This window comes from Chthoniobacterales bacterium (genome assembly GCA_036569045.1).
Classification (GTDB): domain Bacteria; phylum Verrucomicrobiota; class Verrucomicrobiia; order Chthoniobacterales; family JAATET01; genus JAATET01.
The window spans coordinates 25,679-46,654 of record DATCRI010000009.1; the positions used below are offsets into that span (position 1 = coordinate 25,679).

23 protein-coding genes are annotated in these 20,976 nt (G+C 59.9%); all 23 read left to right on the forward strand.

Annotation, left to right across the window (positions count from 1 at the left end; genetic code table 11):
- The first annotated feature begins 28 nt into the window (after positions 1-28).
- Positions 29-2,041, forward strand: a complete 2,013-nt coding sequence (locus tag VIM61_01990) for a hypothetical protein (protein ID HEY8899170.1) — start codon at positions 29-31, stop codon at positions 2,039-2,041.
- 47 nt (positions 2,042-2,088) lie between these two features.
- Complete coding sequence (locus VIM61_01995; GenBank protein HEY8899171.1) at positions 2,089-2,865, forward strand: MBL fold metallo-hydrolase; 777 nt, start codon at positions 2,089-2,091, stop codon at positions 2,863-2,865.
- Between the two features lie 17 nt (positions 2,866-2,882).
- Positions 2,883-3,569, forward strand: a complete 687-nt coding sequence (locus VIM61_02000) for an acylneuraminate cytidylyltransferase family protein (GenBank protein HEY8899172.1) — start codon at positions 2,883-2,885, stop codon at positions 3,567-3,569.
- Positions 3,570-3,600: 31 nt separating this feature from the next.
- The gene (locus VIM61_02005; protein ID HEY8899173.1) at positions 3,601-4,551 is read left to right on the forward strand and encodes a phosphoglycerate dehydrogenase; all 951 of its coding nucleotides are present in this window, start codon (positions 3,601-3,603) and stop codon (positions 4,549-4,551) included.
- The gene (locus tag VIM61_02010) at positions 4,548-5,288 is read left to right on the forward strand and encodes an SDR family oxidoreductase (GenBank protein HEY8899174.1); all 741 of its coding nucleotides are present in this window, start codon (positions 4,548-4,550) and stop codon (positions 5,286-5,288) included. The genes VIM61_02005 and VIM61_02010 overlap by 4 nt, the downstream gene beginning before the upstream one ends.
- Positions 5,289-5,610: 322 nt before the next feature.
- Positions 5,611-6,045, forward strand: coding sequence for a hypothetical protein (locus VIM61_02015; GenBank protein ID HEY8899175.1), 435 nt, complete (start codon positions 5,611-5,613; stop codon positions 6,043-6,045).
- Between the two features lie 30 nt (positions 6,046-6,075).
- A complete protein-coding gene (gmd, locus tag VIM61_02020; GenBank protein ID HEY8899176.1) occupies positions 6,076-7,134 on the forward strand; it encodes a GDP-mannose 4,6-dehydratase in 1,059 nt (352 codons plus the stop codon).
- 32 nt (positions 7,135-7,166) lie between these two features.
- Positions 7,167-8,093: a UDP-glucuronic acid decarboxylase family protein gene (locus VIM61_02025; GenBank protein ID HEY8899177.1), complete on the forward strand. Its 927-nt coding sequence runs from the start codon at positions 7,167-7,169 to the stop codon at positions 8,091-8,093.
- Positions 8,094-8,129: 36 nt separating this feature from the next.
- Positions 8,130-9,524, forward strand: coding sequence for a UDP-glucose 6-dehydrogenase (locus VIM61_02030; protein ID HEY8899178.1), 1,395 nt, complete (start codon positions 8,130-8,132; stop codon positions 9,522-9,524).
- A gap of 94 nt (positions 9,525-9,618) precedes the next feature.
- Positions 9,619-10,521: an exosortase/archaeosortase family protein gene (locus VIM61_02035; protein ID HEY8899179.1), complete on the forward strand. Its 903-nt coding sequence runs from the start codon at positions 9,619-9,621 to the stop codon at positions 10,519-10,521.
- A complete protein-coding gene (locus tag VIM61_02040; protein ID HEY8899180.1) occupies positions 10,508-11,239 on the forward strand; it encodes a hypothetical protein in 732 nt (243 codons plus the stop codon). The genes VIM61_02035 and VIM61_02040 overlap by 14 nt, the downstream gene beginning before the upstream one ends.
- A 110-nt stretch (positions 11,240-11,349) precedes the next feature.
- On the forward strand, positions 11,350-12,264 hold the full coding sequence (locus tag VIM61_02045; protein ID HEY8899181.1) for a sugar nucleotide-binding protein: 915 nt from the start codon (positions 11,350-11,352) through the stop codon (positions 12,262-12,264).
- A gap of 59 nt (positions 12,265-12,323) precedes the next feature.
- The gene (gene rfbB / locus VIM61_02050) at positions 12,324-13,391 is read left to right on the forward strand and encodes a dTDP-glucose 4,6-dehydratase (protein HEY8899182.1); all 1,068 of its coding nucleotides are present in this window, start codon (positions 12,324-12,326) and stop codon (positions 13,389-13,391) included.
- Positions 13,392-13,420: 29 nt separating this feature from the next.
- Positions 13,421-13,795 carry a four helix bundle protein gene (locus tag VIM61_02055; GenBank protein HEY8899183.1) on the forward strand — a complete coding sequence of 125 codons (375 nt, stop codon included), beginning with the start codon at positions 13,421-13,423 and terminating at the stop codon, positions 13,793-13,795.
- A 38-nt stretch (positions 13,796-13,833) separates the two neighbouring features.
- On the forward strand, positions 13,834-14,760 hold the full coding sequence (gene rfbA / locus VIM61_02060) for a glucose-1-phosphate thymidylyltransferase RfbA (protein HEY8899184.1): 927 nt from the start codon (positions 13,834-13,836) through the stop codon (positions 14,758-14,760).
- Positions 14,761-15,470: 710 nt separating this feature from the next.
- Entirely contained in the window at positions 15,471-15,707 is a 237-nt protein-coding gene (locus VIM61_02065; GenBank protein HEY8899185.1) for a hypothetical protein, read from the forward strand.
- 586 nt (positions 15,708-16,293) lie between these two features.
- Positions 16,294-16,512, forward strand: coding sequence for a hypothetical protein (locus VIM61_02070; protein HEY8899186.1), 219 nt, complete (start codon positions 16,294-16,296; stop codon positions 16,510-16,512).
- Positions 16,499-17,047, forward strand: a complete 549-nt coding sequence (locus VIM61_02075; GenBank protein ID HEY8899187.1) for a hypothetical protein — start codon at positions 16,499-16,501, stop codon at positions 17,045-17,047. The genes VIM61_02070 and VIM61_02075 overlap by 14 nt, the downstream gene beginning before the upstream one ends.
- Positions 17,048-17,403: 356 nt before the next feature.
- The gene (locus VIM61_02080; GenBank protein ID HEY8899188.1) at positions 17,404-17,670 is read left to right on the forward strand and encodes a type II toxin-antitoxin system prevent-host-death family antitoxin; all 267 of its coding nucleotides are present in this window, start codon (positions 17,404-17,406) and stop codon (positions 17,668-17,670) included.
- Positions 17,667-18,086, forward strand: coding sequence for a type II toxin-antitoxin system VapC family toxin (locus VIM61_02085; GenBank protein ID HEY8899189.1), 420 nt, complete (start codon positions 17,667-17,669; stop codon positions 18,084-18,086). Before VIM61_02080 ends, VIM61_02085 begins: the two co-directional genes overlap by 4 nt.
- A gap of 341 nt (positions 18,087-18,427) precedes the next feature.
- On the forward strand, positions 18,428-19,006 hold the full coding sequence (locus VIM61_02090; GenBank protein ID HEY8899190.1) for an acyltransferase: 579 nt from the start codon (positions 18,428-18,430) through the stop codon (positions 19,004-19,006).
- Complete coding sequence (locus VIM61_02095; GenBank protein ID HEY8899191.1) at positions 19,003-20,082, forward strand: NAD-dependent epimerase/dehydratase family protein; 1,080 nt, start codon at positions 19,003-19,005, stop codon at positions 20,080-20,082. Before VIM61_02090 ends, VIM61_02095 begins: the two co-directional genes overlap by 4 nt.
- Before the next feature lie 5 nt (positions 20,083-20,087).
- Entirely contained in the window at positions 20,088-20,975 is an 888-nt protein-coding gene (locus VIM61_02100; GenBank protein ID HEY8899192.1) for a glycosyltransferase family 2 protein, read from the forward strand.
- Position 20,976: the final 1 nt, after the last annotated feature.

The window sequence follows — 20,976 nt, forward strand, 5'->3', positions numbered from 1 at the left end:
CGTCGTGCTCCTCCGAACGCCTTTTCCGATGCCCGCTCCCGAACCGTCCCCGGTCACGCTCAAGAAGCGCAAAATTCCCATCTGGCAGCAGGTCCTGAACTGGTATCTGAAGCTGCGTCTGCTCAACAAAATCGCGTTGTTGTTGCTGCTGGCGGCCATTCCGACGGCCGCGATCGGCTACAAGGTGCTCCGCCCGGCTTACAAGGAGTGGAAACAGCGAAATGCGCTGGCACTGGCCGCGAGTTGCATTGCCAGGAAGGACGACAAGGGGGCGGTGCTGGCTTTTCGGCGGGCCATCATGGCCAATCCCAAGAATCCCCGGGTCTGGGAGCAACTGGGAACTTATTTGGAGAGCAGGAAGTCTCCGGAGGCCCTCTGGGTGTGGGATCGCCTGGCAATGGTGCAGCCGACTACGGGAAATCATCTCCGGGTGGCAAAAGCGGCATTGGCAATCGGGGACTGGCAGCGCGCCCGGACCCATCTGGATGCGGTTCCGGAGGCAGAGCGGAGTTCTCGGGAGTATCGGCTGCTCTCCGCGCAGACGTTAGCCGCCTCCAATCAGGTGGCGAAGGCGGAATCCCTGATCACCCAGGTGCTCAAGGAGCATCCTGACAATGCCGACGCGGCTTTTTTGCTGGGTCAGATCCGAATGAATTCGACGGATCCTGCCGTGCGGGCGCAGGCGCAGGTGCAGATGAGGGCTCTGGCCGATGGCAAGGGCCCGCTGGCAATGGAAGCCCTCCGCCTTCTGACGATTCAGGAAATGAGGACGGGGCAGAATATGCTCGCGGCCTCGGATGCCGGGGAGTTGATCAAGCGCCCGGAAGCTCAGGTGAGCGATCAACTGCTATTTCTCGATCTTGAATTCATGACGCAGAGTTTTTCGCTGCCGATTTCGATCGAGAAGGCCCGCAAACTCGCGTTGGCGAATCCCGAGAACACGCGTCCGATTATCAGTTATCTCATTCGCCGCGGACTCGCTGCCGAGACTCTCGCGTGGCTGGAGCGGCAGCCCCCCGAGACGGTCAATGCACCGGAAGTTTTTCCGGTGCACCTCGACCTCGCGATTTCCGCGCGTGATTGGGACAAGGTCTACGCGCTCCTCGCGAAGGCCGATCCGCCCATCGCTCCGGAAATGCTGACGAAACTGCGCACGATTCAGGACGACTTCCGCGCCGATAAGCCGGATGCCATCACCAAATGGGGCGAACTCGCTTCCGGGGCTCGAAATAATCTTTTCCTGCTCGGCACGATGGAACAGCTCTCGGCGGCGTGGAACTGGCCGCAGGGTCGCGAGAAGGTCCTGTGGACGATCTCCGAGGTCGTGCCGTCGAACCAGTTCGTTTGGAAGGAGCTCCTGCCCATCGAGTTGAAGGCGGGGAATACCCCGGCAGTGCTCCGAATCCTGGCCGCGCTCACGGCGCTCGATCCGTCGAACCAGCAGTTGCGCACCAGTTGGCTGACGTTGCAATTCCTGCTCCAGCGTGGCGAGGGCAAGGATTTGCTGGGGATGGCGGAAGCCGATGCGAAAGTGTCGGACGCTCCCGAGGTGCAGGTGATTTATGCCGCGCTTCTCGCGGATGCCGGGCGCACCGATGACGCGATCACGGTGATCGAGAAGATCCCCGCCGAGGCAAGGAACACCCCTCGAATTGCTGCGTATCTGACCTACGTCTACGCGAAGGCGAAGAAACCGGATGTCGTGAAAAGCCTGCTTGGAGTGGTGCAGGGGGATACCAAAGGGCTGTTGAATGAGGAGATTGCGCTGGCCCAGCGCTCGCTGGCGATCGCCGAGCAGCGCCCCGAGGACAGCATTCCCTCGAGGGCAGCGCAGGCCATGGATGAGGAGTCGGCCGCCCGCGTGCTCCACGAGCTCGAAGGTCTGCGAGCTGATCCGGGCGCGGACCGTCAACGTCTGCTCGAGCAGCTCAAAAGCCAGGGCGTCGATGCCACGGGAGCGAACGACCAGCTGAAACGCCTGCGGCAGGAACTGCAGAAGGACGCCGCGTCGACTCCCGCCCCGCGGCCGGTGAAACCCTGATCGCCAAGGAACTCGACGCGGAAGCGCTGGCCGAAAAGACTGTCCGGATGAGCGATGTTCGACTTCTGGCCCTCGGGCAATCCGGCTTCGTCCTCGATGCCTTTGGGACTCGCCTGGTCATCGATCCTTACCTCTCGGACAGCGTTGCGGAAACCTATGGCGAGAGCCTGCGCCGGCAGATCCCCATTGTCCGGCCGCCGGGTGATCTGACGGGGGTCGATTGGATCCTTTTGTCGCACGCCCATCTCGACCACACCGATCCCGCCACGCTGCGCCCGCTTTTGCGAGCTTCTCCCGGAGCGAGGTTCATTGCTCCGTATGAGTCTCGCGCCATCGTCGAAGGCCTGACGGCGGGCGGTAACGAATTGTGTGTTCCTCCGACGAACTGGCTCGAGCTGGGGCCGGAGCTCGCCGTGCGCGCGATCCCGGCCGCGCATCCGGAGCTCGCAAGGAATGCCGCGGGGGAGCTGCGGGACGTCGGCTATCTGTTGCGTTGCGGCACGAAGACGATCTACCACGCGGGAGATACCAGCCCGGATCCCGCCCTGGTGGAGGCGTTGGCCGGGGAGATGGTCGACTTTGCGCTGCTGCCGATCAACGAACGGAATTACTACCGCGATCGCGAAGGAATCATCGGCAACATGTCGGTGCGCGAGGCGTTTCAACTTGCCGCAGAGATCGGTGCGCGCACGCTGGTTCCGGTCCATTGGGACCTCTTTGCGCCAAACCGCGTCTATCCCGAGGAAGTCACCGCCCTTTTCGATCGCGAATCCCTGCCGTTCCGCCTTGAGTTTCTGGCTGCGGGTGAGGAAAAACAGCTCTGACAATTTGTCGTTGAAGTATGTCCGTTCCGAAAGTCGTCGCCCTCCTTCCCATGAAAGCGCACAGCGCGCGCGTGAGCGGAAAAAATTTCCGGTCCTTTGCCGGCAAGCCGCTGTTTCGGTGGATTCTCGATGCGCTGCTGAGCGTGGAGGACATCTCGTCCGTCGTGATCAATACCGATGCCCGGGACATCCTCGCGGCCAACGGTCTCGTGGACGGCGATCGCGTGATGATCCGCGACCGAAAGCCGGAGATCTGCGGAGATTTCGTGAGCATGAACCTCGTTCTGGCCGACGATGTCGCGAACGTTGCAGCCGACGCCTACCTCATGACGCACACGACGAATCCGCTGTTGCGGCCGGCGACGATCCAGCGCGCGCTTGCGGCTTATCAGGAAGGCGTCGCGGCTGGCACCGCCGACAGCCTGTTCACCGTCAATCGATTCCAGACCCGCTTTTATCGCGAGGATGGCTCTCCGGTGAACCACGATCCGAACGTGCTTCTCCGCACGCAGGATCTCGAACCGTGGCTCGAGGAAAACTCGAACGCCTACATTTTCAGCCGCGAGAGCTTTGCCGCGACCAACGCGCGCATCGGCGCCAGGCCGATTCTTTTCGAGACGCCGCGCATCGAGTCCGCCGACATCGACGACCAGGAAGGCTGGGACATCGCCGAGACGCTCGCCAAAGCCACCCTGCGGGCCTGAGATTCCGCCCGCGCCAATTCCCTCACATCCCATGAAAATTTTGCTGACCTGTCCCCCGATGCTGCGGGCAGTGGACCGCTTTCGCGACCGCTTTGCCGCGCTGGGCTATGAACTCACGACCCCCGACGTCCCTCAGATATTGCCCGAGGAGGAGCTCATCGAGCTCGTGCCGCAATTCGACGGCTGGATCATCGGCGATGACCCCGCGACCGCCCGCGTCTTCGAGGCGGGAAAAGCCGGCCGGTTGAAGGCCGCCGTCAAATGGGGGGTCGGCGTGGACAATGTCGACTTCGCCGCCTGCAAGCGCCTGGGGATTCCGATCACGAACACGCCGGGCATGTTCGGCCGCGAGGTGGCGGACATGGCGATGGGCTACGTCATCGCGCTGGCGCGCGAGCTTTTCGCGGTGCATGCCGGTATCCGGGCCGGCGGCTGGCCGAAGCCTCCCGGCATTTCTCTCGCGGGCAAGACGGTCGCCCTCGCGGGATTCGGCGACATCGGCCGGAACACCGCGCGGCGTTTGCTGGCGAGCGAGATGCGAGTCGTCGCCTATGACCCTTATTTCAAGCCCGCCGAAGGGCTCGAGGCCGTGGAAAATGCCGCGTGGCCCGATCGCCTCGAGGAGGCGGATTTCATCGTGCTGACCTGCGCGCTCACGCCGGAGAATCGTCACATGCTCGGGGCCGCGGCGCTCGGAAAAGTGAAGCCCGGTGTGCGTGTCGTGAACGTCGCCCGCGGTCCGCTCGTGGACGAGGCTGCGCTCTCGGCGGCGTTGGCCGATGGCCGGGTGCGCAGCGCGGCGCTCGACGTCTTCGAGGTCGAGCCGCTGCCGATGAATTCGCCCCTGCGAGCGTTCGACCAGTGCCTCTTCGGCTCGCACAATGGTTCCAACACGATCGACGCCGTCGTGCGGACGAGCGAGCGGGCGATCGACTTGCTCGACGGATTCCTGAAAGCCCTCCCGGCGGAGGTCGCATCATGAGCCAGCGCACCGCTTTGATCACCGGCGCCCTCGGAGGCATCGGCATTTCCCTCTGCGAGGAGTTTCGCCGCGCGGGCTATTTCGTGATTGCCACCGATCGCAAGGATGGCGATTGCGCCTGCGACGAGTTCCTGAACATCGATGTGCGCGATCTTTATCGGAGCGAGGAAACCCGAAAATCGGTGCGCGCCGATGTGCAGCGGCTGGTCGGCGACACGGGCCTGCACGTGCTGGTCAATAACGCCGCGTCCCAGGTGCTCAACCGCACCGACGATATCCAGATCTCGGACTGGGACGAGACGCTCCAGACGAACCTCATCGCCCCGTTCCTCTTCTCGCAGATGCTGCTGCCGGAGATCGAGCACGCAAAGGGCTCCGTGATCAACATTGCGAGCATTCATTCCGTGGCCACGAAGCCCGGCTTCGTCTGCTACGCGACGAGCAAGGCCGCGCTGGTGGGGATGACGCGCGCCATGGCCGTCGATCTCGGACCGCGCGTGCGCGTGAACGCCATCAATCCCGCGGCGACGGCGACGCCCATGCTGCTGGCGGGATTCGAGGGCAAATCGGCGGAGTTCGACGAGCTCGCCAAAAAGCATCCCCTCGAACGCATTGCCCAGCCCTGGGAAGTCGCCAAGACCGCTCTCTTTCTGGCCTCTTCGGATGCGGCGTTCATCACCGGCGCCTGCCTTCATATCGACGGCGGAATCGGGGGGCGTCTGCACGATCCGGTGTGAGCCCCAGCCCGAAAATCCCGAAGGTCGCGACTTGGCAACGGTTGCTTTCAGTTAGGAATAAATGACCGGGCGAGTCATTCTGTTCACTTTTTCTTGAACATTTTCAAAGTTCGCGATTCCTTGCGTCCATGGCGGCGGGGATCGAACGAACCGGACGCATGGGCGAGGGGCCTTTCGGCTCCCCGCACCAAGGGCGGCAGCATGCCCGGACGTTACGCAAGACGTTATCGAGGCGGGACTAATGGGGGAAAATCCGTTGCCAGAATCCGCGGATGCTGCGGAGGAGTTGACTGCGTTCCAGAACGAATGCATCGAGATTTTCGTGCGCGCGTCGCAGTTGCTTTCGATTCCGCGATCGATCGGCGAAATTTACGGTCTGCTCTATGCGAGTCCGCAGCCGATCTCGATGGACGCGATCATGGAGCGTCTCGCGATGAGCAAGGGCTCGGTAAGCCAGGGATTGCGCTGGCTGCGCGAGATTGGAGCCGTGCGCTCGACCTATTTTCCCGGCGATCGGCGGGATCACTTCCTCGCGGAAACCGAACTCCGAAAACTCGCGGCCGGATTCTTGAGGGAACGGATTGGCCCCCATTTGCGGTCCGCGGAGGACAATCTGGGCCGTCTGACAGAGACGGCGGCCAAAATTGGGGACGGCGATAAGGAGTTTGTGGCCGACCGGCTGGCAAAGATGCAGACCTGGTATCGGTTGTCGAATCAAGTGCTGCCGTTTTTTTTACAGGCGACAGGCAAGTTTTAGAAGTTCGATCGTAACACCCTGAAACAATTTATGAAGACAGCGCTTATCACCGGCATTACGGGCCAGGACGGCTCCTATCTCACGGAGCAGCTGCTTGCCAAGGGCTACACCGTTCACGGCATGATTCGCCGCTCGAGCAGCTTCAATACGGGACGGATCGATCACCTTTACAGCGATCCGGAGATCATCGATAAGCGACTTTTCCTCCACTACGGCGATCTCACCGATTCCAGCAATCTCAACCGCATGCTCGAGAAGGTCGGGCCGGATGAAATCTACAACCTCGGCGCCCAGAGCCACGTGAAGGTCTCGTTCGATGTCCCGGAATACACCGGCGAGGTCGACGCGATGGGCACGCTGCGCTTCCTCGACGCGATCAAGGAAGTCGGTCTGAAGGACAAGACCCGCTTCTACCAGGCGTCGACGAGCGAACTTTACGGCCTCGTGCAGGAGGTTCCCCAGACCGAGAAGACGCCTTTCTATCCGCGTTCGCCCTACGCCGTCGCGAAGCTCTACGGCTTCTGGATCATCGTGAACTACCGCGAGGCCTACGGCATCCATGCCTCGAACGGCATCCTTTTCAACCACGAGTCTCCCCGCCGTGGGGAGACCTTTGTCACGCGCAAGATCACGCGGGCCGCGGGCCGCATCAGGGAAGGTCTCGAGGATTGCCTCGTCATGGGCAACATCGATTCCAAGCGCGACTGGGGTTATGCGCCGGAATACACCGACGCGATGTGGCGCATCCTTCAGCAGGACACGCCGGACGACTACGTCTGCGCGACGAACGAGACGCACACCGTCCGCGAGTTCATCGACCTCACCTTCAGGCAGCTCGACATGGAGTTGGAATTCAAGGGTGAGGGCGTGAACGAAGTCGGTATCGAGAAGAAGACCGGCAAGGTTCGCCTGAAGATCGATCCCCGCTATTTCCGTCCGACCGAGGTCGAACTCCTCATCGGCGACTACACGAAATCGAAGCTCAAGTTCGGCTGGGAGCCGACCACCCGTTTCGAGGAGCTCGTCCGCATCATGACCGACGCGGATTGGAAGCTCGCCCAGCGCGAAAAACTCGGCCTTGGGCAGTAATCAGCCGCATTTCGATTTCACCATCATTTACCATGCGCATTCTTGTCACCGGCGGGGCAGGGTTTCTCGGTTCCCATTTGTGCGATCGGCTCGTCGAGCGCGGAGATGAGGTGCTCTGCCTCGATAATTTCTTCACGGGGCGGAAGGCGAATATCGCCCACCTGCTCGGGAATCCCCGCTTCGAGCTCATTCGTCACGACGTCATCGATCCTTTCAAGTTCGAGGTCGACCAGATTTACAATCTCGCCTGCCCGGCCTCGCCGCCGCATTACCAATACAACCCCATCAAGACGACGAAGACGTCGGTGATGGGCGCGATCAACTGCCTCGGCCTCGCCAAGCGCGTGAAGGCGCGCGTTTTCCAGGCCTCCACGTCGGAGGTTTACGGCGATCCCGCGATTCACCCGCAGGAAGAGAGCTACTGGGGCAACGTGAACCCGATTGGTCGCCGGTCCTGCTATGACGAGGGCAAGCGCGTCGCCGAGACGCTCTTCTTCGACTACCATCGCGAGAACAAGGTCGATATCCGCATCGTTCGCATTTTCAACACCTACGGGCCCCGCATGCACCCGAACGACGGCCGCGTCGTCTCGAACTTCATCGTGCAGGCGCTCAAGGGCGAAGACCTCACCGTTTACGGCGATGGCTCGCAAACGCGCTCGTTCTGTTACGTCGACGATCTCATCGAGGGCTTCATCCGCCTGATGAACCAGGACGAAACCGTGGGCCCGGTGAACATTGGCAACCCCGGGGAATTCACGATGCTCCAGCTTGCGGAACTCGTGCTCGAAAAGGTTGGCGGCCCGTCGAAGATCGTGCATCGTGACCTTCCGGCAGACGATCCGAAGCAGCGGCGACCCGACATCACCCTCGCCAGGAAGCATCTCGATTGGGAGCCGACCGTTCCCCTCGAGGAGGGCATCGAACGCACGATCGCCTACTTCAAAACGGCCATCTGATTGGCTGAAATCCTTTTTAATCGCGCAACGTCTTACATGAAAATTACCTGTCTTGGAGCTGGTTACGTGGGTGGTCCCACGATGGCGATGATCGCCGCCAAATGCCCCGATATCGAAGTCACCGTCGTCGATCCCAACGCCGCCCGCATCGCCGCATGGAATTCCGACACCCTGCCCGTTTACGAACCGGGGCTCGATGAGGTCGTCAAGGAAGCCCGCGGTCGCAACCTCTTCTTCACCACCGAGGTCGAGGCCGCCATTCGCGCCGCGGAGATCATTTTTGTGAGTGTCGGCACTCCGACGAAGACCTACGGCATCGGCGCCGGTCGCGCGGCCGACCTCAAGTATATCGAGAGCGCCGCTCGTATGATCGCCGAAGTCGCCGAGGGGCCGAAGATCATCGTCGAGAAGAGCACCATCCCGGTGAAGACCGCCGAGGCCATGCTCACGATCCTCCGCGCGAATTCCAAGAAGGGCACCTTCCAGGTCCTCTCGAATCCCGAGTTCCTCGCCGAAGGCACGGCGATCGCCGACCTGCAGAAGCCCGATCGCATCCTCATCGGCGGCGAGACCACCCCCGAAGGCGCCGCCGCCGTCGAAAAGCTCGTCTCCGTCTATGCCCGCTGGGTGCCGCGCGAGCGCATTCTCACGACGAACCTCTGGTCGTCCGAGCTTTCCAAGCTCGTCGCGAATGCCTTCCTCGCGCAGCGCATCTCGTCGATCAATTCCATCTCGGCCCTCTGCGAAGCCACCGGCGCCGACGTCGACGAAGTCGCTCATGCCATCGGCACCGACTCGCGCATTGGCCCGAAGTTCCTCAAGGCCTCCGTCGGCTTCGGCGGGTCCTGCTTCCAGAAGGACATCCTCAACCTCGTCTATCTCTGCGGCCACTTCGGCCTGCCCCAGGTCGCCGCGTATTGGGAGAGTGTCGTGCAGATGAATGACTGGCAGAAGCGCCGCTTCGCGCACCTGATCGTCAGCACGCTCTTCAACACCGTCTCCGGCAAGCGCATCGCCGTGCTCGGCTTCGCGTTCAAGAAGGACACCAACGACACCCGCGAATCCGCCGCGATTTCCGTCGTGCAGGACCTCCTCGAGGAAGGCGCGACCGTCGTCGTGTATGACCCCAAGGTCTCGGCCGAGGAAATCCGCCGCGACGTGCTCGGGGCCAGGGAAAATTCGCGGCTCGTCATCGCCGAGAGCGCCGAGGAAGCCGCCAGGGGCGCCCACGCCGTGGCGATCGTCACCGAATGGGACGCCTTCAAGGAGCTGGACTGGGCGGCAATCTACGCCGGCATGCCGAAGCCTGCGTTCGTGTTCGACGGCCGCAACATCCTGCCGGCCACGAAGCTGCGCGAGATCGGTTTCCGCGTCTTCGCGATCGGCAAGCCCGTCCAGCGTCGCGAGAGCGACCTCATCGGCGCGAACTGATCCATCCCTCTTCCGCCGGGCGGCCGGGGGCATTAGTCCTTGCGCCCGGCTCTCCCCTCCGTAGATTCCGGCCTCCCCTCCGGATTTTCCTGTTTTGAACTCGTCCCCCGTTTCCGCTTCCGCCGATTCGCGCTCGGGCGTGGCCAGCATGGCTGTCTCGCCATGGATCCTGGTCGCGCTGCTTGCCTTCGTCTGGCTGCCGGCGATTCGGCAGTGGAGTTACGACTGGAGCACGAATCCTCAGTATTACTATGGCTGGGCCGTGCCCTTGCTTGCCGCCTACCTTGCCTACGAGAGGTGGGAGACACGCCCGGCGGCGCGCCCGCTTGTCCGTTTCTGGGTGTTCCTTCCGCTCGTTGGGCTTGCGGCCCTGCAATTGCCCGTGAGGTGGTTCGGCGAGGCGAATTCCGATTGGTGGCCCGTGTGGTGGGCCTACGGAACGATCTGCGTCGGGGTCACGCTCGGCCTGCTCGCCCTGTTCGGCGGCGCGGGCTGGGTCAGGCATTTTTTGTATCCGTGCCTGTTCATGTTCACGGCGATTCCCTGGCCGACCTATTTCGAAATTTCCGTGGTGCAGCGGTTGATGGGAATCAATGCCGCGATCTCCGCCGAGATCGTTTCTGCCCTGGGAGCGCCGGCGATCGCGGTCGGTAATGTCATCGAGGTTTCCAGCGGAGTGCTCGGAGTGAACGAAGCCTGCAGCGGAATCCGCTCCCTGCAATCCACGCTCATGGCGGCATTCTTCCTCGCCGGTCTCTACCAGTTGCGGAGCTTCGGCATTGCGCTCCTTGCCGGGGTGGGGGTGTTGATCGCGTTCACCTGCAACATCATTCGCACGACTTTCCTCACTTACGAAGGCGCCACCAAGGGCGTGGAGGCCACCGAGAAGTGGCACGACACGGCCGGCTTCGTCATTCTCGGCGTGGTCCTCGTTTGTCTCTTCTTCATCAGCCAGTTTCTCGACCGGCGCACCGCTGCTCGGAATGTCCACCGCTGAATCCTCTCGCCGGCAACCGGCTTCCGACGCACAAGGCCGGGTGAAGTTCTCCCGCATCGGCTGGGGAATCGCCATCGCGGTGGCCCTGTGGTTCGCGCTCAGCGAAGGGGCGACGGAAATCTGGTATCGGCTGCACGAAATGCGCGCCACGAAGAATCCGGCATGGTCGTTTTTGTGGCCCGACTCGCCGGAGGCGCAGGCCGAGGGAATCTCCGTCGCGAATTTTCAGGAATTTCCGGTCGCTGGTCAGGAGGTGCTCCATTTCGACCGCGCCCGGGCCGCGACCTGGCAGGCGGGTGACATTCGCTGGATTGTCACCGTGCTTGAATGGAATCCCGGCACGAAGGCCAGCGCGATGGATTCGCGCCACAATCCCATGATCTGTCTGCCTTCCGTGGGGTTCCAACTCGTCAGGGAACTGGGCTCCTCGAAGATTTCTTCACCGGTCGGCGACATTTCCTTCCGCGGTTACGAATTCCGGCGCGGCGGAGGGACGCCGTATGTCTTCTCCGCCGTCATTCGTCCATTGGAGATGCCGGAGGGAACCCTGCGCTCGGGTCGCTTGGAGCGTCGACTCACTCAGCTCGAGAAAGCCGTGAATGGCAATCGCCAGAGCCCGGAGCGCATTCTTCTCATCGCTGTCGAGGGGCCGAAGACCCCGGAGGCGGCGGAGAAGGCCCTTCGCGAGACCTTCCCGGGCTGGGTCAAGGTCAGCTAACGCCGGTCGAAGGCCGAGGTTCAAGTTGAAGGCAACGAGGGGCTCCTCTCTCGAGGCTGGCAACTTGAACTCGAGACTTCAACGTCCACTTTCCTCTTAAACTTTACGTCATGATCTATCTGCTCGGAGGCTCCGGCTATGTTGGCCTGGCCTATCAGGAACTGCTCACCCGCAAGGGCATCGCCTTTCGAAATCTCCGCCGCGCGGAAGTCGATTATTCCGACACGGCCACGCTCACCGCGACGCTGGAACGGGATCGCCCGGATTTCGTGATCAATGCCGCCGGCTACACCGGCAAGCCCAATGTCGACGCCTGCGAGCTGCATCGCACCGATTGTCTCTTCGGGAATGCCGTCCTTCCGGGGCGGATCGCCGATGCCTGCGAGGCGGCGGGCATTCCGTGGGGGCATGTCTCGTCGGGTTGCATCTACACCGGCGCCCGGCCGGATGGGGGCGATTTCACCGAGGAGGATGCGCCGAATTTCAGTTTCCGGCAGAATAATTGCAGCTTCTACAGCGGCACGAAAGCCCTCGGGGAAGAAGTCCTTGCTGGCCGGCCGAATGTTTACATCTGGCGCCTGCGCATCCCGTTCGATCACGTCGACAGCCCGCGCAATTACCTCACGAAGGTCATGCGCTACCCCCGCCTCCTTGCCGCGGAGAACTCCATCTCGCAGCTCGAGGAATTCGTCGCCGCGACCTTCGCCTGCTGGGAAAAACAGGTGCCCTTCGGCACCTACAACGTCACGAACCCCGGCCGCATCACCACTCACCGTGTGGTCGAGCTCATCGAGGAAAGCGGCGTCTGCCGGAAGGACTGGGATTTCTTCGAAACCGAGGAGGAGTTCATGCGCCTTGCCGCGAAGACCCCGCGCTCGAACTGCGTGATGACCTCCGCCAGGCTCGCCTCGGTCGGCATCACCATGACGCCCGTGGAGGACGCCGTCCGCGCAGCCCTCGCCAACTGGAAAAGTGCGCCGTCCACAGGGATTGAAGGGGTAAAAGGGATCCGGGGAGAAGAATAGATTCCCAGAACGCAAAGTCATCCCTTGAATCCTTTCCATCCCTGTTAGACCTCCTTCTCATGAACTTGCTCGTCACCGGCGGCTGCGGATTCATCGGCAGCAATTTCATTCGCCAGCGCCTCACGGAAGCGAATTCGCCGCTGCAGAAGCTGGTCAATCTCGACAAGCTCACCTACGCGGGAAACCCCGCCAATCTCGCCGACCTTGCCGACGACCCGCGCTACGTCTTCGTCCACGGCGACATCGGCGATCCCGCGCTGGTGGATGCCCTTCTGCGCGACCACGCGATCGACGCGATCGTCAATTTCGCCGCGGAGTCCCACGTCGACCGCTCCATCGACTCGCCCGAGCCCTTCATCCAGACGAACGTCGTCGGCACGCTGCGCCTGCTGGAGTCCGCCCGGAAATATTGGCAGGGCCTCGACGGCGCGCGAAAGGCGGGCTTTCGCTTCCTGCACGTCTCGACCGACGAGGTCTACGGCACGCTCGCGCCCGAAGATCCCGCCTTCACCGAGGAGACGCCCTTCGCGCCGAACAGTCCCTACGCCGCGTCGAAGGCCTCCAGCGACCATCTCGTCCGCGCCAGCCATCACACCTACGGCCTGCCGACGCTCACGACGAACTGTTCGAACAACTACGGCCCGTTCCACTTCCCCGAGAAGCTCATCCCGCTCATCATCCTCAACGCGCTGGACGGCAAGCCGCTCCCCATCTACGGCGACGGCCGGCAGATCCGCGACTGGCTTTACGTCGAGGATCACGCCCGCGGCATCTGGTCCGTTCTCCACGGCGGCCGGCTCGGCGAGACCTACAATATCGGCGGCATCAACGAGCAGGCAAACGTCGACGTCGTCCGCATTGTCTGCGCCCTGCTCGACCGCAAGCAACCCCGCGCCGACGGCCGCTCCTACGCCGAGCAGATCACCTTCGTCGCCGACCGCCCCGGCCACGACCGCCGCTACGCGATCGACTGCACGAAGATCACCCGTGAACTCGGCTGGCAGCCACAGGAATCCTTCGAGACCGGCATCGAGAGAACCGTCGACTGGTATCTGGCAAACCGCCCCTGGGCCGACGACATCACCGCCACCCGCTACGCCCGTCAGCGCCTCGGCGCCAGCCGCTGACGAGAGAGAGGAGTCGAGGGACGAGAGCCATGACTTTTCGCTTTGAGAAATTGGAAGTGTGGCAGCGCGCACGCGAGTTCAACCGCGCCGCCTATGACGCCGTTCGCCATTTTCCGAAAAGTGAAGAATACGCACTGTCCGCTCAACTGCGGAGAGCGGCGATCTCGGTCTCTTCCAATATCGCGGAAGGCTCTGGCCGAAATTCCGACGCGGATTTCGCGCACTTTTTGGAAATTGCCTACGGCTCTTTGATGGAAGTCGTGTCCCAGATCTACTTGGCCTTCGATCAATCTTACATGAACGAATCCGAGCTGAATGCTCTTTTGCAAAAGGCGGACGTCATCGCTGGCCAGCTTTCCGCACTGGCTCGATCGCTGGGACGCGAACCCCGCCGCACCAAATAGCCCTCGACGCCCGACTCTCGCCCCTCGACTCATCCCCAATGCCCTCGCCCCTCGACTCCCGCCCCTCGACTTCCGCGCCGCCGGCGCGGCGCGGAATCATCCTCGCGGGCGGCTCCGGCACGCGGCTGTATCCGCTCACCATCGCGGTGAGCAAGCAGCTCATGCCGGTTTACGACAAGCCGATGATCTACTACCCGCTGTCGGTCCTCATGCTGGCCGGCATTCGGGAGATCCTCATCATCTCCACGCCGGCCGACCTGCCGCTTTTCGAGCGCCTGCTCAGCGACGGATCCCAGTTCGGCCTCTCGCTCACCTACGCCGAGCAGCCTCGCCCCGAGGGCCTTGCCCAGGCCTTTCACATCGGCGCGGACTTCCTGGCCGACGCGCCCTCCGCCCTTGTGCTGGGCGATAACATCTTCTACGGCCACGATTTCGTCGGCGCCCTCGAAGCGGCCGACGCGCTGGATTCGGGCGCCACCGTTTTCGGCTACCACGTCGCCGAGCCTTCCGCCTACGGCGTCGTCGAGTTTGCGTCCGACGGTCGCGTGATTTCCCTCGAGGAAAAACCGGCGAAGCCAAAGTCGAACTACGCCATTCCCGGGCTCTACTTCTACGACAGCTCCGTCGTCGAGAAGGCGCGCAGTTTGAAGCCCTCGGCCCGCGGCGAACTCGAGATCACCGACCTCAACCGCCTCTACCTCGACGAAGGCACCCTGCGGGTGGAACTGCTCGGCCGCGGCACCGCCTGGCTCGACACCGGCACGCATGACTCCCTGCTCGACGCCGCGGATTTCGTCAGCGTGATCGAGCGCCGCCAGGGCCTCAAGATCGCCTGCCTCGAGGAAATCGCGTTCCGTTCCGGCTGGATCGACGCTGCCGGCCTCCAGCGTCAGATCGACCGCCTCGGTAAATCGAGCTATGGCGCCTACCTTCGTCGGGTCTCCACGAGCGGCGGAGACCGTTGAAGAGGGAAAGTGGAAGTTGAAGAAGAGTGCCAGAAACCGAACTTCAACCTCAACTTGAACCTTCCACTTCGCTTTTCAGAGCGAACCGAAGCGATCCCTTGAATCCCTTCCATCCCTGTGAAAATAGGCAGGGATTTTCGGGATAAAAGGGATGGAGAATGTCCGAACGACGCGTCCGCTCGATCTTCAAACTTAAACTTCTCTCTTCAACTTGAGATCCGGGAGCCGTCGTTGACATCATTTTTACAGCGTTGCATATTTGCGACATGGTAAGGACGCAGATCCAGCTCCCAGATCCGCTTTATCGAGAGGTTCAGAGGGTTGCCCGCGAGCGGGAGTGGAGCATCGCGGAAGTCCTTCGGCGCGGGGCCGAGGCTGTTACGAGAGCTTATCCCGCCGGGGATCGGGAGGCCGCGAAATCCTGGAAACTTCCGCCGCCTCTTACGGCGCGATTGCTGATTCTGGAGCCCGAGGCGTTGAGCGACATCATCCGAGGGGACGACGAACCAAATATGGGATGATCGGGATCGATACGAACATCCTCATCTGTGCCCGGGCGGCGGCCTCTCCATGGCAGGCGACCGCAGCCGCGTTTCTGGAAGGGCTGGGAGCAAATCCCAATGTGGTGACGCTGAATTGGTTCTGGTGGAATTTATCTGGCCCTCCGAAACCCGGCGATATTTTCTCCGGCTCTTGGCGCGAGTGCCGCCGTGGCCGAATGCCAGATCTTTCGCCGCCATCCGAGTTGGGCGGTCGCCGAAAACGCGGAGATCATGGATGAGTTGTGGTCCCTCGCCAGTCAATCTGGGTTCGCCCGGCGCCGAATCATCGATGCGCGACTGGCTCTGACCTTGCAGCGCCACGGCGTCACGAAATTTGCCACGGTCAACACCCGCGATTTCGAGACCTTTGGCTTTGCTCGAGTTTGGAATCCGCTCGAGGGTTAAGTTGAGGAGAAAAAGTGGAAGTTGAAAGAGGGCCAGAAAGCGGAACTTCAACTTAAACTTTCAACTCATCAGGTTGAACCGAAGCGATCCCATGAATCCCTTCCATCGCTGTAAAAAACAGGCAACAGGGATTTCAGGGATGAAAGAGATGGGAAAAGTCAGCTTCTGGTTTTCTGGAGGTAACCGGATCCTTTGCGCCTCCGCGCGAAAATCCCTTCTATCCCTTGTATCCCTGTGGATAAGTTTTTGTGCCGCGCTCCAGCGCTTGTGAAAGAGGGACGCAGAGGGTAAGGAACATGAAAGAGGGGAACAGGGATGGAAGAGATGAAAGGGATGGCAAAGGTCAGTTCCTTGTTTTCTGAGGTGACTGGATCCTTTGCTTGAAGGCCGCTGTCCCGTCGCAGCGGCAAACTGGCAACCAGGAATAACGAATCCCAAGCACCCCTCCATAACCTTCTCTCCTGTAAAGACGCCATTCTTCGCGCTCTTCGTTTCCTTCTGTAAAAACCCCGCGGAAGTTCAGCGGTAAGATCATTCCCTTCACGCCCTCGGCGATCTTCTGTTTAAATGCGGAAGCTTGAAAGAAATGCCACAGCCCGCGCACGTCGCAGAAGCCCAGCGCCGACAGGACGACATCATCCGGCGGATGACACCCTGCCGTCGGCTCGAGATCGCGATGGCGCTCTACCGCACGGCATGGGATTACAAGCAGGCGTGGCTGCGCTCCCAGCATCCCGACTGGAGCGAAGAAAAGATCGCCTCCGCCACGCGGCGCATATTTCAGACCGGCCATGCAGGAGATTGATCTGATCACGCGCCGCCTCGACGAGGCGGGCATCGTGTATTGTCTGGTTGGAGGACTGGCTGCCATCGCCTACGGTCGCCCCCGTCTCACGCTCGACGCGGACCTCGTCCTCGCGCTCTCTCCCCGCGACGTGTCCCGATTGCCAGACCTCTTTCCCGAACAGGATTTCTATCTGCCACCACCGGAGGTGCTTTTAGCCGAGATCGAGCGGGAATCCCGGGGACACTTCAATATCCTCCATCAACACAGTGCGCTGAGAGCGGATTGTTACCTTCCGGGCAAAAGCGCTTTGGCGCATTGGGAGCTGCGAAATCGCCGACTGCTCGATGGCCCGTGGGGCGCGAACTGGTTTTCCCCGCCGGAAGCGGTGATTGTGCACAAGCTTCTCTTCTACCGCGAAGGCCGTTCGGAAAAGCACCTCGACGACATTCGCGCCATGCTTTCCACGGGAGCACTGCCCGACCTCGCAACCCTGCGCGAATGGATCGACCGCCTCGGCCTTGCCGGGGAATGGGAAACCGTCCAGGCCGGATAACCACTTTGCTTCTCCGCGCCTCCGCGTCTCTGCGCGAAAATCCCTTCTATCCCTTGCATCCCTGTGGATAAGTTTTGTGCCGGGCTCCAGCGCTTGTGAAAGACTCCTGAGAAGCTCGCGCAGAGGCGCAGGGACGCAGAGAAGAAAACGTGAATGGGGAACAGGGATGGAAGGGATGAAAGAGATGAGGGAAACGTGAATTCAGGTTTCGATGCAGAAAACGAAAACCCTCTCCTCTCCGCGCCTCCGCGACTCCGCGCGAAGATCCCTTCTATCCCCTTGCATCCCTGTGAATAACCCTCGGCGTCCTGGCGGAAGCCCGTTGACACGTTTGTCAATCTGGCTATTATGGCCATATGCTTTCCAGCATCTCTCAAACGAAGAATAATTTGAGCGCCCTGCTGGAGAAGGTTCAGGCAGGGGAAACGTTGATCATTCTCGATCGGAATCGCCCGGTGGCTCGGGTCGAACGTGTCGCGATCGGGGAGGACCTCACTCACCTGACCCCCCCGAGAGAAGCAAAAGCCATCACTGCGGTTCTGGATTTGCCAATCGGCGGAACCCCGGGAGTGCCTGGAGGAGCCGTCGACGCGCTCCTCGATGAACGATCCGGGTCGCGATGAAATTCTGGGATTCCTCCGCAGTCCTGCCGCTCCTCTTGTGGGAACAGGATACTGTAATCCGGGAAGGCCAATTGCGGGAGGATGCGGATTTCGTCGTCTGGTGGGGCACCCGGATCGAGTGTCACTCCGCGCTTCGCCGCCGGCTTCGGGAAGGAGGCATCGGTTCGAAGGATGGTGATCGAGCCCTCGCCCGTCTCACGGCCCTGGCCGGAAGCTGGATCGAGGTTCCTCCTTCGGAAGCCGTGAGACTCCGCGCGGAACGACTGCTGGTCGGGCACAACCTTCGCGCCGCCGACGCCCTGCAGCTCGGCGCCGCATTGAACGCCTTCAAGGAACAAACGGCGAATCAGCATTTCCTCACTGCCGACGCCCGTCTCGCTTCCGCCGCCGCCGCGGAAGGATTTCAGATTCGGTGATGACACGTTCTCGCGCAAAGGTTTAACAGGGATGAAAGCGATAATGGGATGAGGGAAAGGGAATGAATATCCCCAGACCCAAAAGCCCTTACGGATCAACATCCTCTTCGTAAACGTTCAGCCTCGGCAGCTTCGACCATCAGGCATTCGAGCCTCGCTTTCCGAGAGTTTCTGGAGGCTCTTACTCTCCGACACACCGAGGACGAGGCTCTGCAAGCGTGAATGCGAGCTTTATGGGCCCTAGGGTTCAGCCGTTGATGTAAATGTCGCTTCGGAAAAGAATATTTCCTCTCTGTATCGACTGAGATATTTCAGGAAAACGGACTCAAGCCGCAGAATAAATGCTTCTAATTGGAAAAAAAATCCGGGATTACCTATTTGGACCTCGAGGGTTGGCGAGGTTGGGAGCCGGGGCAATCATCAGACCACCTTTCGATTTGAATGGACGTGATCGGATTGAAATCGGTGAGAATACCATCATCCTCTCACATGCTAATATCTGTGCACTTTCCGGCTATGCCGACGCGTCGCTCGATGGTCGGGTGATTATTGGAAATCGCGTATATATCGGAAGGCGATTCTATATTGGAGGGGCGGCTAAGCTGATTAAAATCGGGGATGACTGCGTTTTAAGTGAAAATGTATCAATCTTTGATAATTCACATGGGTTGTCTCCCGAAGGCCTAGCAATCATGCAGCAAGCGCTGGAAGACATTCGGGAAGTTGTCATTGGAGATAGTTCATTCATTGGAATTAACTCGGTCATTTTGCCGGGGGTGACACTTGGAAAACACTGTGTGGTCGGAGCCGGTTCCGTAGTCACTAAGAGTTTTTCGGATTATTCCATGGTTGCGGGGGTTCCCGCGCGACTTCTCAAGAGATATAATTTAGAAACCCATTGTTGGGAAATTTGTAGATGAAAGTATTAGTTACAGGTGGGGCAGGATTTATTGGTTCTTATCTTTGCGAAGAACTGATTGCGGCAGGGCATGACGTGACGGTGTTCGATTCTTTCCATGCGCAAATTCATGGCTCTCAGCCCTGTTTTGACAGGCCGTGGCTTAAGCCGTGTGAGGTGATTCGTGAAAGCGTGGAAAATCGGGATGCTCTCTATTCGGCTGCGATCTCTGCCGAGGTTGTTGTGCATCTTGCTGCTGAAACGGGAACCGGTCAGTCGATGCAGGAGGTGAGTCGCTATTCTAGCGTGAATCTGGTCGGAACGACCAATCTGGCACACCTGATTGCCAACAAGAGTTTGCCGAATCTCAAACGAGTTGTCATTGCCTCGTCGCGTGCGATATATGGCGAAGGGAAATATAACTGTGCAAATGATGGCGTTGTTTATCCCAAACCCAGATCGGCGGAACGAATGCTCAAAGGGCAATTTGATCCCGTTTGTCCGATGTGCGGAGGAGAAGTTGAATTGGCACCGACAGACGAAACTTCGCTCAAGCAGCCTTCGTCGTTTTACGGGTTATCCAAACAGTTTCAGGAGGACTGCCTGACCCTGATTTGCGATGCCGCCGGAATTTCCTGTGCGGCGCTTCGATTCCAAAATGTCTACGGTCCCCGGCAGTCTCTTAACAATCCTTACACGGGGGTCCTGACCGTTTTCGCACGAAATGCGTTCCACGGTAGGCGGATCAATGTTTTTGAGGACGGAAAAGAAAGTCGGGATTTTGTCTACGTGACGGATGTTGTGGCAGCAATTGTTGGTGCCATTAGTTTTAGTTATCAGAGTTCACTTGTTTTGAATGTCGGAACGGGAGTTGGGGTTCCGTTGAAGCAATTGGCGGAGATGATTAATCTTTATTACGGAGGTAAGTCAGATGTTTATGTATCTGGGGATTTCCGAGTTGGAGATATCCGGCACAATGTTGCTGATATTGCAGCGATTGGACGTGCTTTCGGTTACAGTCCTAAAATTGCTGTAGACGAGGGGGTCGGGCGTTTTTGTGATTGGGCTCGTGCTGAGCTTGAGGCGGAATTGCAGTGAACGGTATGCCTCCGATTGCGTTAGTAACGGTTCTTTTTAACAGTCGTCCGATATTGCCGGCGTTTGTTGAGTCGCTGAACGCTCAGACTTATGAAAATTGGCGATTGATCGCTATTGATAACGCTAGTTCTGATGACGGAGCTGATTATTTGAAGGGTCTTAGGCATCCTAAAATTGAAGTTATTGAGAATGATGAAAATCTGGGTGTCGCTGCCGCAAATAATCAAGGCATTGCGCGAGCTTTGTCAGACCGAAATGTCGACTGGATTGGAGTTATAAACAACGACGTCACCTTTTTGCCCGATTGCTTTGAAAGTCTGTTGAAGTCTGCAAGCTCCAAGGGGGCGAAGTTTGTTTCGCCGCAGATTGTTTACGCGGAAGATCGCGACCGTATCTGGTATGCCGGAGGCAGTTTGAAACGGTGGCCGATCATCGACAACTCTCATTGGGACATGGAAAAGTCCCTTCAGAAAACGAATCCGACTTCTCAGTGGGTATCGTATGCCCCGACTTGTTTTCTCTTTGTCCAGCGGGATGTCTTCTTGGACGTTGGGCTCATGTGGGAGCCGTATTTCGTCTATAACGATGATGTCGACTTCATCTTTCGGGCGGCGGCGAGAGGGTATCGCATCTGGATGGAAACAAATGTCACCATTGATCATTATGTTGGATTCAGTAGTGGGGGAGGGCTTTCGCGCTTCTCGCTGTATTATGGATCGAGAAATGCCGTTTTGCTAATGAGAAGAAATCTTCCGGAACTGTTGTGGCGAATTCAGTATGGTTTCCTTTGGGTAAAATATCGAGCAACCGCATCCCTGAAGCGCAAGGCTGCCTACATTCTCGAAGCGCAGATTGAAGGACTTCGTGACGGGTTGCGGGCAGAGGCGCGTTAAT